Annotated in this window: 14 protein-coding genes and 1 pseudogene; all 15 read left to right on the forward strand. The window is 46.0% G+C overall.

What is annotated here, in order from left to right; translation table 11 throughout:
* Positions 1 to 754 (forward strand): annotated as a pseudogene (locus tag ACFINU_RS08290) (hypothetical protein); the annotation flags it as partial.
* A 12-nt stretch (positions 755 to 766) separates the two neighbouring features.
* On the forward strand, positions 767 to 2368 hold the full coding sequence (locus tag ACFINU_RS08295; protein ID WP_375618917.1) for a DUF935 domain-containing protein: 1602 nt from the start codon (positions 767 to 769) through the stop codon (positions 2366 to 2368).
* Positions 2361 to 3566, forward strand: a complete 1206-nt coding sequence (locus tag ACFINU_RS08300; protein WP_375667546.1) for a phage minor head protein — start codon at positions 2361 to 2363, stop codon at positions 3564 to 3566. Before ACFINU_RS08295 ends, ACFINU_RS08300 begins: the two co-directional genes overlap by 8 nt.
* A 433-nt stretch (positions 3567 to 3999) precedes the next feature.
* A complete protein-coding gene (locus tag ACFINU_RS08305; RefSeq protein WP_375618802.1) occupies positions 4000 to 5013 on the forward strand; it encodes a phage protease in 1014 nt (337 codons plus the stop codon).
* A complete protein-coding gene (locus ACFINU_RS08310) occupies positions 5010 to 5351 on the forward strand; it encodes a hypothetical protein (RefSeq protein ID WP_375618803.1) in 342 nt (113 codons plus the stop codon). Before ACFINU_RS08305 ends, ACFINU_RS08310 begins: the two co-directional genes overlap by 4 nt.
* A gap of 12 nt (positions 5352 to 5363) precedes the next feature.
* Positions 5364 to 6329, forward strand: a complete 966-nt coding sequence (locus ACFINU_RS08315; protein WP_375607989.1) for a capsid protein — start codon at positions 5364 to 5366, stop codon at positions 6327 to 6329.
* 15 nt (positions 6330 to 6344) lie between these two features.
* Positions 6345 to 6767, forward strand: coding sequence for a phage protein Gp36 family protein (locus ACFINU_RS08320; RefSeq protein WP_375615408.1), 423 nt, complete (start codon positions 6345 to 6347; stop codon positions 6765 to 6767).
* Between the two features lies 1 nt (position 6768).
* Entirely contained in the window at positions 6769 to 7263 is a 495-nt protein-coding gene (locus tag ACFINU_RS08325; protein ID WP_375607974.1) for a phage virion morphogenesis protein, read from the forward strand.
* Positions 7260 to 7781, forward strand: a complete 522-nt coding sequence (locus ACFINU_RS08330) for a hypothetical protein (protein WP_375618804.1) — start codon at positions 7260 to 7262, stop codon at positions 7779 to 7781. Before ACFINU_RS08325 ends, ACFINU_RS08330 begins: the two co-directional genes overlap by 4 nt.
* Positions 7778 to 8371, forward strand: a complete 594-nt coding sequence (locus ACFINU_RS08335) for a baseplate assembly protein (RefSeq protein ID WP_375607976.1) — start codon at positions 7778 to 7780, stop codon at positions 8369 to 8371. Before ACFINU_RS08330 ends, ACFINU_RS08335 begins: the two co-directional genes overlap by 4 nt.
* A 12-nt stretch (positions 8372 to 8383) precedes the next feature.
* Positions 8384 to 8584, forward strand: coding sequence for a hypothetical protein (locus tag ACFINU_RS08340; RefSeq protein WP_375607990.1), 201 nt, complete (start codon positions 8384 to 8386; stop codon positions 8582 to 8584).
* Between the two features lie 3 nt (positions 8585 to 8587).
* Complete coding sequence (locus ACFINU_RS08345; protein WP_375607977.1) at positions 8588 to 8974, forward strand: GPW/gp25 family protein; 387 nt, start codon at positions 8588 to 8590, stop codon at positions 8972 to 8974.
* Positions 8961 to 9827, forward strand: a complete 867-nt coding sequence (locus tag ACFINU_RS08350; RefSeq protein ID WP_375618805.1) for a baseplate J/gp47 family protein — start codon at positions 8961 to 8963, stop codon at positions 9825 to 9827. The genes ACFINU_RS08345 and ACFINU_RS08350 overlap by 14 nt, the downstream gene beginning before the upstream one ends.
* On the forward strand, positions 9827 to 10933 hold the full coding sequence (locus ACFINU_RS08355; RefSeq protein ID WP_375618806.1) for a phage tail protein: 1107 nt from the start codon (positions 9827 to 9829) through the stop codon (positions 10931 to 10933). Before ACFINU_RS08350 ends, ACFINU_RS08355 begins: the two co-directional genes overlap by 1 nt.
* Position 10934: 1 nt before the next feature.
* Positions 10935 to 11366 (forward strand): DUF4815 domain-containing protein (locus ACFINU_RS08360; protein WP_375618807.1); only part of this gene is annotated, 432 nt, incomplete at its 3' end.

An 11366-nucleotide genomic window follows, 5' to 3' on the forward strand; every position in this document is an offset into this window, starting at 1 on the left:
AAATTGTTGTGTTCCGGGTATTGCGGTGTTGCGTTTTGCTTGTGTGGATGATTTTAAAAATCAATCGGAACATCAACGAAGTGTTGCTGCTTTTGCTTGGTGTGAGAAGCATATAAAACCTCTTCATGCTGGGCTTGACCGGCGGCGCCAACATGTTTTTGGCGTTGATTTTGCCCGCAGTGGTGATGCCACCTCCATTGTGGTGATGGAGGTGGGACAAGATTTGGTGCGCCGTGTACGGTTTATGGTGGAATTGCGCAATACGCCGTTTGATCAACAAAGAGAGATTTTATTTTATGGGGTGAATGGTTTGCCGCGTTTGATGGGCGGCGCGTTAGATGCGCGGGGCAATGGGGCTTATTTAGCCGAAAAAGCGGCGCAACGTTATGGAGCTCTTGTGAAGGAAGTTCCCTTGTCACAAAGTTGGTATGGCAAGGAAATGCCGGCTTATTTAGAAGCTTTTGGGGATGATGGGACGATTGTTTTGCCGCGCGATAGTGACATTGTTGCCGATCATCAAGCGCTTGCTTATGTCAATGGCATTGTGAAAATTCCAGACAATCACCGTTTTAAAGGCAGTGACGGTTTTATGCGCCATGGTGATAGCGCGATTGCTTGCGCTTTGGCTTATTTTGCCAGCCGCCAAACTCCTGAAATTTATGATTATACACCTGTAAGAGAGGCTTATCATTTTGATGAAAGCTCGCTCTTTTCAACGCTTTTTTTTTCAACAATGCGATCAAAGATTTATTGATGGGATAATGAGATGGTAAAACTTTTAGATCAGTGGGTCAGGGCGCTTAATATCAAAGGGTTGGAGCGAGAAGTTGCAAGCCCTACCGTTGGCGGTGTTCGTGATGTATGGTCACAAACCATTGTCAGTGGTCTCACCCCTGCGCAACTTGCTGATATTTTGCAACAGGCAGCACAGGGGCATCCAGAGCAGTTTTTCCAACTTGCCGATGATATGGAAGAGCGTGATTTGCATTATCGTGCTGTGCTTGGCATGCGTAAAAATGCCCTTACAGGGGTGGAACCTAGTGTGATTGCAGCAAGCAGCAGTGCACAGGACAAAAAGATAGCAGATGCGGTGCGGGAAGTGATCAGTGCACCTACCTTTGTTGATGATTATGTGACGGATTTATTGGATGCTTTGGGGAAAGGTTATGCGGTTGTAGAAACCTTGTGGGACAAGAGTGCCAAGGAATGGTGGCCGGTTGCTTGGAAATGGCGTGACCAGCGGTTTTTTCAATTGGATCGGCGGGATGGTTTTCATTTGCGTTTAAAAGAAGAGGGCTCTCTCTATGGAAGTGAATTGCCTGCTTATAAATTTTCTATTCACAGACCCAAGTTGAAAAGCGGTTTGCCTATTCGTTCTGGGCTTGCGCGGCTTGCAGCTTGGGCTTTTTTGTTTAAATCTTATACCTTAAAAGATTGGATGGCATTTTTAGAAGTTTATGGCATGCCTTTGCGTGTGGGTAAATATGGGGCAAGCTCTTCTCATGAGGAGCGACGGGTTCTCATTCAAGCGGTGCGTGATTTATCCAGTGATGCGGCAGCGATTATTCCCAAAGAGATGGAGATTGAATTTATTGAAGCGGCAGGGGGCAGTGGCAATGCGGTTTTTGGTGTCAAAGCGGAATATTTAGATCGGCAGATTTCTAAAGGGGTATTGGGGCAAACGATGACGACGGATGAAGGTTCGTCTTTTTCGCAAGCGCGCATTCATGAAAATGTACGCCATGATATTGCAAGAGCTGATGCACGCCAATTAGCCTTGACAGCTAATCGTGATTTGATTGTGCCCTTTGTTGAGATTAATTTTGGGCGCCAAGAGCGCACTCCCCTTGTCTATTGGCCGATTTCTGAAAATGAAGATATTAAAGCCATCAGTGACGCTTTGGAAAAACTTGTGCCCTTGGGTTTGCGTGTTGGGGCGCAAGAAGTGCGCAATAAGATTGGCTTTTCGCAACCAAAAAAGGAAGAGGATGTTTTAAAGGCTCCTGATAATTCGCTTGATGATGAGAGGGGACAAGAGGATGGTGAGGCAAGACAAAAAGCTCATGTTTGTGCTGATTGTGGAGGTGTTTTTGATGTTTCTGTGACAAGAGAGGACAAGGGTGGAAAAGAGCAGGGTGGGAAACATCACGACGAATTGGACCGGCTTTCACAAGAAGCTTTAAGCGACTGGGAAGAGGACTTAGAACCCCTTTTAGAGCCTTTTAAAAAGCTTGTGAGAGAAGCAAAAAGTTATGAGGATATCCTTAAAGGCTTAGATGAATTATTGGGTGAGATGGATCATCATGCATTAGCAGCGCGCTTGGCAAAGGTGCAAATGATTGCACGTGGGCTTGGGTATCATGGATGAGGAACTTTTTAAAACCGCCCCTAAAGAGGTCACCCGTTATTTTGAAGCCAAGGCACTTGTTCCAAGCTTTGATTGGCGTGATATAGCACCAGAAGAACATGCCTTTTCCTTTACCGTGGCAAAATCGCTAGGCTATGACATTTTAGAAGATTTTAAACAAGCGGTTGGAGAGGCTATAAAACATCAAGTTCCTTTTCAAGAATTTCAAAAAAATCTGATGCCGATTTTACAAGAAAAGGGTTGGTGGGGTAAAAAGACCAGCATTGACCCCAAAACTGGTGAAAAGAGCGTGGTGCAATTGGGCAGCCCGCGACGCTTAGAGACGGTCTATTGGGCTAATACCATGAGTGCACATGCAGCAGGCGAGTGGGAGCGCACACAAAATAATAAAGAATTTTTGCCCTATCTCACCTATGCTTTGTCGAGTTCAGAACATAAGCGTTTAGAACATGAAAGTTGGGTGGGGTTTACGGCACCTGTTGATGATCCGGTTTGGGATTGGCTTTATCCACCCAATGGCTGGCGGTGTAAATGTAGTGTGCGACAGGTAAGCCGTTATGAAGCAGAAGATTTAGGCTATGAAGAGGATTCGCCGCCACTTCAAGTGGAGCAGAAGGTTTGGCACAATAAGCGAACGGGGAAAATTGAGAAGATACCAAAGGGGATTGATCCTGGTTGGCATTCTAATCCTGGGAAACATCGCGCGCAAAACTTAAGCAATTTTTTGAGTGATAAAGTTTCTGTGATGGGGGACAATCGAAAACGCATTGCCATTGAAGATATTGTGGGTTCACCACTTTTGGAAGCCATGTTTGAAGGACGTATGCCTCGCGGGTTTATTCCCATTGCCCCAATGATCCAAAAGGTGGGTGATGTTTTTGCAGCGGACGGTTCTCTTATTCGCTTATCTTCAGACAGTTTGAAACATATTTTGTTAGAGCATCAAGCGCGTGATCTTCGCTTGGATGATTTTCGTGGCGCCATTCAAACATTCATAAAACCCCATGGCATTATCAGGCGAAAAGGTGTACCGAGCGTTGTGTTTTTGGGTGAAAATGATGGGGTATGGTGGCGCTTAGCAGTTAAATTCGTGGCAAGCAAACAAGAATGGTGGTTGACCTCCATGCATAAAAAGAGCTCTAGAGAAATTGGACGCTTATTGGATGCGGCTGAAAAAAAGGGCGAGAGGTTGTTGTAAAGAAAACAACAGGAAGAAAGTCTTTTGTTCTTAATGGAAAAGAGGCGAGGAAAATGAGAAGGCGTGGAGGGCGGTCAACTCCTCGCAGATCCGGTAAAACCGTCCTGGTATAACTGGCTCACGCCTTACCTTCAATGATATAATGTTTTTAAGCCAAAAAGCAATCTTAAAAAAAACAGCTTGAAAGAGGCTTTTTTGTATAAGACGATAAATTGTACCTCTAACTTCACAACGGCGCTCTATCGCCTTTGAAGTGCCTTTGAAAACGATTTTATGGGATGGTTTGACACGGGGGGCTCTCACAAGAAGAATAATAGGGAAAAGAGTGCTTTTTTGAGAAATGCTCTTTTGACTGACAGTGTCAGACTTATAGTGGGAGTAAGTTTCATGCATTGTATTGGCAATGACAATTGTAAAGCAATAGGCAATGTTTATGGAGCAAGAATTTCACGAAAATGGCGAAGATGGGCATGCTGAGATATGTCATGACGAGACATTTCATGCCGCGTTAATAGATCTTTGCCAAGACGTTACCGTTAGCCAAGCGCCTGAGTGGGTAGAGCTTTTGCCCAAAGCGCCGCATGTGAAGGCTCGTGATGGACGACAATGGCATTATCGTCCGCAAACCATTTTAAAAGCTTTTGCAGCCAATAAAGGACCGCTTGTGATTGATTATGAGCATGGGCAACATCACCGAGCGAGAAATGGCTTGGAAGCGCCGGCAAGTGGCTGGATTGAAGAATTAGCAGAGCGGGATGGTGCAATTTGGGGGCGGGTTAAATGGACCGATATGGCCGCTAAAAAGATTGTTGCCCGAGAATATCGCTATCTTTCGCCGGAGTTTCGCCATTCGAAGAAAGGTGAAATTTTAAATTTAGCCGGTGCTGGTTTGGTGAACCGTCCAGCCCTTGTCATGACGGCTTTAAGCCGTGAACAGCCTTCCCCTATAACTTTGACGGAGAAAATGATGGATTTGACAGCCATTGCCAGTGCTCTGGAGCTGGCAGAAGATGCTAAAGCGGATGAGATTTTAGCAACGCTTAAAGCGCGCGAAAAAGAACGCGCGGAATTAAATTCCCAATTGACAAAGGTGCAAGAAGATTTAGCGCTTTTGCAAGAAGAGCAGAAAAATAAGGCTATTGAGAGCCTTTTAGACAAGGCCATTGAAGAGGGCAAAATTTTGCCTGCTGCCCGCGAGGAATATCGTGCACTCTGTAGCTTTGAAGGGGGTGTGGAACATTTTAAAAGTTTGGTCGAGAAGTTGCCGGCGCTTGCCGCTAGGAGTCCTTTGGAGACCTCTTGTCTCAAGCAAGAACCAAAGCTTGCGCCAGAAGAGATTGCTGTTGCGGCACGTCATTATAAGGAAGAGCAGAAGCAAAAAGGGTGGGATATCACCATTAGCCAAGCAGTTGATTATATTTGCGAACAAAAGGAGCGCCAATCATGAGTACGATGATTTTAATTAAATCTTTTCGCGCCATAGATGTGATTTCACCTTATTGCATTGTTGCAGCGCGCACTGAGGGAATGGTGGCAACGGCTTCTGGTAAGGGTGATAAATTATTAGGGACTGCTGGGTCATTGAGTGCAAAGGCTGGTGAGATGCTTGATGTTGGCCAATGTGGTTGGGGCGAAGTAGTTTGTGGAGGCAATGTTTCCTTTGGTGATTTTTTGACCTCTGACCCCAAAGGACACGCCATTAAAGCGGAAGCCGCAGATCGCACCATTGGTATTGCCATGAGTGATGGTTCTGCTGGTGATGTTATTTCTTTTAAAATTAATTAATCGAGGCTTATGATGAACAGACCTTTTCCCATTGATCCAACACTCACCGCTATTGCTATTGGTTATCGCAATCCAGCTGGCTCTCTTATTGGCGATAGAGTTTTGCCCCGTGTTTCTGTTTTAAGTGAAGTGTTTAAATATAGTGAATTTCCCTTAGCGGAAAATTTTACGGTGCCTGAGCTTGAGATAGGGCGGAAAGGACGCCCGAATGTGGTGGAATTTTCTGCCTTTGAACGGGAAGCCAGTGTCAAAGATTACGGACTTGATGATCTTATCCCCAATTCAGATATTGAAGCAGCGGCACGCGCACGAGCAGAAAAGCGCTCTCGTTATAACCCCGAAAAGACAGCAGTAGAAGGTCTTGCCAATTTGCTGGAGTTGGGGCGTGAAGTGCGTGTGGCAGCGCTTGTGCAAAGAAGTGAAAATTACGCACCAGAGCGGGTGATTACGCTTAAGGGTGAAAATAAATTTAGCGATTATGAGAAATCTGACCCTTATGCTGTTTTAGATGAGGCGATGGATAAAAGTCTCGTCTATACACCCAACACCATTGTTATGGGCAAAGTTGTTTGGTCAAAACTCAAACGTCATCCCAAAATCATTAAAGCCGTTAAGGGGGGTGGCACTGCTGATGGTTTTGTCACCAAGGCGCAATTTGCTGATCTGATGGAAATACACCCCGATCGGTTACTCATTGGTGAATCGCAAGTGAATTTGGCCCGCAAAGGACGCGCGGCACAATTGGCACGCGTTTGGGGCAATAAGATTGCTCTGCTTTATATTGATCCTACCAAACAACAGGCAGATGGTTCGGTGATCAGTTGGGGCTTTAGTGCTCAGTTAGGCGAGCGTTTGTCTGGAGTGATCCAAGATCCAGATATCGGCTTGTCGGGCGGTAAACGGGTGCGTGTTGGTGAACGCGTTTGTGAATTGGTCGCCGCAAAAGATGCCGGTGTTTTGTTGCAAGAAGTTGTCTAAGGGAAACTTTTAAACATGGCTTATGCAAGCAAAAGATTGATTGAAGAGCTCTGGGGCGTTGATTTCTTGACCGACTTATGTGGGATGGATGAGCATTCTGATCCAGTTCTTTTAAGAAAAGCCATTGATCTTGCGCTTGAACAGGCAAGTGGTGAGATTGATGTGCATCTGTCTCATCGCTACTGTGTCCCCATTGTTGGACAGCCAGCGGCTCTGGGTATGATCTGTGTCAATATTGCTGTTTATAATTTAGCCATACGCCATACGGCACTGACCACCACCATTGAAGATCGTTACAAACAGGCGGTTGATTTACTGAAACGCATTGCGGAAGGCAAAGCGGGTTTGGGTGTGGATGAACCTAAAATTATGAGCGAAGATGGTCCTGTTAAGGATGGGGCTTTTTTCCATGCTAAGCCGCGTTTGATGGGAAGGTAATATGTCTGTTGCAACCCATATTGAGATTAAAGAGACAGGGCTTGAAGCGGCTTTATCCTTTTTGCAAAAGGGGGCTGATAGCTCGATGGGGACTTTGGCACAAGGGGTTGGACGTCTCATTCAAGAGAGCACAAGGCGGCGGATTCAAAGTGAAAAAACCTCTGCCCAAGGAGAGAAGTGGAAAAACAATTATGCTCGCACCTCCATTCTTTTTGCCAGTGGGGCGCTTTCACGCTCCATTGATATGAAAGCTTCACCAGAAAAGGTGATTGTGGGGAGTGGGTTGGTTTATGCACGGATTCATCAATTGGGTGGGGTTATTCACCCGAAAAATGGCAAGACACTGCGCTTTTTTCTGAAAAGCAGCAAAGCACACCGCTTTGTTTGTGTGCATCAGGTAACCATGCCCGCCCGTCCTTATTTGGGGCTTTCAGAACGCAATAAAGTGGAAATTGTCAAAGCGGCAGAAGATTGGCTGGGAAGGGTCTTTTCATGAGTCAAACGATCACACAAGCAGGGCGCATTAATCAGTTTCGTGAAGCGGTGATACGGAGCCTTAAAGGCGCTTTGCCGGATGTGCGTGATTGCGGCTGTCAATTTGGGCGTTTTAATTTAGAAGAATTGGAAACACAAATGCTTGTGGCTCCAGCAATACGGGTTGCGGTGTTAGAAAGCCGCTTGAGTTCTGTGGCTTCTGGACAGCAGAGTACTGATCTTCATTTAGGGGCTTTTATTATTACCACGGGTAAAGAGCGTGATATCCAAAGTTGGCTTCTGGCAGAAGCTATTGCGGTTTTATGCCATAGCGGGCAATTGTGGGGGCTAACGCATTTGAGTGCCCCGCGTGATGTCCAGATTGAACCGATTATCTCTGCGGCGATTAAGCAGCGTGGTGTGTCGATTAGTGTGGTGGAATGGCACCAAGATTTGTATCATTTGGGAAAAGATATTTTTTGTGATGAGGGAAAACTCAAAAGTGGTTTGATTTCATGGGACAATGAGGTGGGGGCATGAATGACGCATATCTCTTAAGTGATACCTTTCGACAAATCATGAAGCGTCTTGATGCCCTTGAACGCTGTCTTGCCAACCAACACATGATTGGGCGGGTTGTGCAAGTTGATGGCCATAGGGTTCGGGTGAAACTTTTCTCTGAGAGTGCCAATGGACAAGCGGTTTTATCGCCTTGGCTACAAGCGCAAGAAGCGGCGGGGGCTGTTTCCAGCAATATGCCGCTCCATGTTGGTGATCCGGTGCGGTTGTTGAACCCCCATGGTGAGATTGGCTCTGCCTCTCTGGTTGTACGCGATAGCTATAGTGAGGATATGCCTAATCCAGCCCGTCACGCCGAAGAGTTGGCGCTCTGTTATGCCGGTGGCGCTTTGCGGATGACAAAAGATGAACTTATTCTCTCCCATGGGGAAAACCAAATTCATTTGAGTGCACAAGGTTTGGTGCTTTCTCATCAAGCAACCCGTGTTGAATTAACGGGCAGTGTGCAGATTGAAGCAAAAGATTTACAGCATAATCAAAAATCTGTTGGCGCAAGCCATAAACACGGCGGGGTCAAAATGGGTCCCTCCACAACCTCTTCCCCTCTTTAAAGGAGTTTTATGATGCGTGAGAACACTTATGTTATTTTAACCAATGCCGATTTTGTTGCTGGTCAACGTTCACCGGGCAAGGGTGAGGAAATTTGTTTAAGTGAAGAGGCAGCAAAATACCCTTTGCTGCTTGGTCAGATTGCTGAAAAACCAGCCCCTGTTGTTGCGGCGACCCCAACGGTTTCTACCACAAAGACAAGCAAAGGGGCTTAAAGCATGCGGTGCGGGATGAGCGAAAAGGATGGCTCTCTCTTGTATGGCTTTGCGCATTGCCAACAATCACTCCATAAATGTTTAATGACAAGGGTAGGAACACGGGTTTTGCGTCGCCATTATGGGTGTGATGTCAGAGAATTCCAAGACGCCAATGCTGATCCTGCAACAATCTTACGTCTTTATCAAGCTATTGCCTGCGCGCTTGATGATCCAGAATGTGGAGAGCCTGGGTTCTCATTGCAAAGGATTGATCTGACCAAAGCAACGCGTGAGGGAACATTCCACTTTGTTTTAAGGGGAGTTTTTTATCCCGATGGCCATTTGGGGGATTGGTCCCATGGGCAAGAGATGCAATTTCCTTTAGAGGTCTCTTATGGCAGAGCTTGAACATTTACCCTTTTCACAGATTCCTTTGCCACAAATTATTGAAGAGCTTTCTGTTGAAGCAATTTTAGAGCAAAAGATTGCGCGTTTGATGGATGTTTTTGCAGCCCATCATATTCCTTATAATGTGGAAAAGACCGCCTATGATCCGGTGGTCATTCAATTACAAGCGGCTGCTTATGAAGAGTTGCTGTTGCGCCAACGGATCAATGAAGTAGTGCGAGACAATTTACTAGAATTTGCTCGTGGGACAAGTTTAGACCATTTGGGGGATTTTCATGGGGTCACGCGCCTTTTGGATGAAGATGATGAGCGGTTTCGCCGCCGCATTCGCTTAAATAGACAAGGACATTCCACAGGGGGCACAGCGCCACGTTATCAATATTTTGCGCTCTCCAGTGATATCCATGTCAAAGATGCTTTTGTTTATCGTGTGGGCAAAAGCCCGATTATTCATGTGGCTCTTTTTAGTGATAGTCCATCAGGGGTGGCAGATGAAGCTTTAATTGCCAAGGTGCAAGCCGCCCTTGATGAAAAACAGGTAAAAATGACCAATGATACTCTCTTGGTCAAAAGTGCGGTGCAGCGGGTGATCAATGTTTCTGCTGATTTTTGGTTGTTACCGGATGAAGGCTCCTTTGTTTTGGAAAGAGCAGAGCAGAATTTGAGAGAAGAATGGGCGTGCACATGGAGGCTTGGGCGTGATCTTTCTTTAAGTTGGATACTCAGTCGCCTGATGGTTGAGGGTGTGCACCATGTGAACATAACGCAACCGTGCAAGGATATTCTGGTCGCGCCTCATGAAGCAGTGACACTAGGGGAAATTGCCTTATCATTACGGGGGCACGCTTATTAATGCTCTCGTTGTTATTGCCCCCAAATTCAAGCTTGTTTGAACGTTGTCTTGCTGACGCAATGGCTGTTGATCCTCAAGTTAAAAGGGCACTTGAAGATATTTCCCGTGCCAAATTAATCACGCGTCCCCCTTCTTGGTTACCCTCTCTCATTGATGAATATGGTTTGCAAGAATTAAGCCCTTATTTCTCTAACTCTTATGATTTGATTGACCAAGGACTTGCATGGCAGCGGATACGCGGGTCTGTTATGGCAATAGAGATGGGGTTGAGATGGTTAGAGATTACAGCCCGCTTTATACCCGCATGGTCTGGGCGTGCATGGTGGAATTCCTTTCAACTTTACTTTGACAGTCTCCCTAAACAAAGCAGCCTTGAAGCCGTTGAAGCAATCGTGAGACTTTCCAAAAGTTTGCGCTCTGATTTTCGTCGTGGTGTTTATGGGTATGATGTTGGAGCTGTTGAATGCAATATGTCACGCCTTGATGACAGCATGTTGGATTTTGAGAGTGGCATCTGTCTTACAGCTGGGGGAACTTTGTTTTCCTTTGGACGCACAACAGAAATCAATCATACCCTCACAAAAGAAGAAGGCAAGCTTATTGGCAATTGGATAGATGACTTTGACGAGGAGTTAAGCTGGAACCAAATTGATTACCCTTGGGATTTGGCAAATTTTCCTTGGTGTTCGGTCAAAAAACATGAACGCGATATACTCATGGCAGAGTGGTTCCAAAATCGTCCCCTTTATTTGGCTTTAAGAGACGCAAACAATACTCTGATTGGGTATCGCCGATGCTATGCTGTAGCGCCTGTAGAGCAGGTTTTAGAGGGTGTTTACAACCATTGTGGCAACAGATTTAACCCTTCCCCAACCGGCACTCTGTTGTTTCTTGCAGCTCGCACAGACTTTCATGATGTTGCGGACAAACAAGCCACCTCTGTTTCCCTTCTCGTTCATGGCTCTCTTGCACAACAAACCCCTCCTGGCAAGCTTTGGCTTGAAGCTCATGAACTGCGTGGTGGTGTAGAAATTCTTAAAACACCTATCAATATTCCTTTGCGTGCTGATGTTCGCGAACAATTCAAAATTTTATTGAGGTTTTAACATGAAGCATGAAAGTGGTTTACCCTTTGCAATTGACAGATCGGTAGGCAAAGACGAACAACAAAGCGTGGTGTTTTATGGCAAGCGCCCTTTTCTTCAAGCGGGTGAACTCAATGAGATTCAAACCATCATCAGGGGGCGTCATGACCGTTTGGGACGCCTTGTGGCAAAAGAAGGGGACCGCGTTGAACGGGCTGATGCTTTTGTCAATAAAGAGACAAGGACTGTCACGTTAACAGAGGGCAAAATTTATATCGCAGGCGACATCTTTCCTGTCTCAAATGCTGTCTTGGAGAATATTTCCATGATTGGGCGTGTGGAAATTGGTGTAAAGCTACAAAAGAAATGGGTGACATATGAGGATGATCCAGAGCTGTTGGGGCAAGTTGCCGGCAGTTTGGCAGAAGGAGAGCCCGGAGCGGCACGCGAAGTC

The sequence above is a fragment of the Bartonella sp. AC130YNZD genome (assembly GCF_042196865.1).
Taxonomy (GTDB): Bacteria; Pseudomonadota; Alphaproteobacteria; order Rhizobiales; family Rhizobiaceae; genus Bartonella.

Bases quoted from the DNA above. Each gene is read 5' to 3' on its own strand.
- ACFINU_RS08295 (WP_375618917.1), top strand. From the start codon at position 767: ATGGTAAAACTTTTAGATCAGTGGGTCAGGGCGCTTAATATCAAAGGG.
- ACFINU_RS08300 (WP_375667546.1), top strand. From the start codon at position 2,361: ATGGATGAGGAACTTTTTAAAACCGCCCCTAAAGAGGTCACCCGTTAT.
- ACFINU_RS08305 (WP_375618802.1), top strand. From the start codon at position 4,000: ATGGAGCAAGAATTTCACGAAAATGGCGAAGATGGGCATGCTGAGATA.
- ACFINU_RS08310 (WP_375618803.1), top strand. From the start codon at position 5,010: ATGAGTACGATGATTTTAATTAAATCTTTTCGCGCCATAGATGTGATT.
- ACFINU_RS08315 (WP_375607989.1), top strand. From the start codon at position 5,364: ATGAACAGACCTTTTCCCATTGATCCAACACTCACCGCTATTGCTATT.
- ACFINU_RS08320 (WP_375615408.1), top strand. From the start codon at position 6,345: ATGGCTTATGCAAGCAAAAGATTGATTGAAGAGCTCTGGGGCGTTGAT.
- ACFINU_RS08325 (WP_375607974.1), top strand. From the start codon at position 6,769: ATGTCTGTTGCAACCCATATTGAGATTAAAGAGACAGGGCTTGAAGCG.
- ACFINU_RS08330 (WP_375618804.1), top strand. From the start codon at position 7,260: ATGAGTCAAACGATCACACAAGCAGGGCGCATTAATCAGTTTCGTGAA.
- ACFINU_RS08335 (WP_375607976.1), top strand. From the start codon at position 7,778: ATGAATGACGCATATCTCTTAAGTGATACCTTTCGACAAATCATGAAG.
- ACFINU_RS08340 (WP_375607990.1), top strand. From the start codon at position 8,384: ATGCGTGAGAACACTTATGTTATTTTAACCAATGCCGATTTTGTTGCT.
- ACFINU_RS08345 (WP_375607977.1), top strand. From the start codon at position 8,588: ATGCGGTGCGGGATGAGCGAAAAGGATGGCTCTCTCTTGTATGGCTTT.
- ACFINU_RS08350 (WP_375618805.1), top strand. From the start codon at position 8,961: ATGGCAGAGCTTGAACATTTACCCTTTTCACAGATTCCTTTGCCACAA.
- ACFINU_RS08355 (WP_375618806.1), top strand. From the start codon at position 9,827: ATGCTCTCGTTGTTATTGCCCCCAAATTCAAGCTTGTTTGAACGTTGT.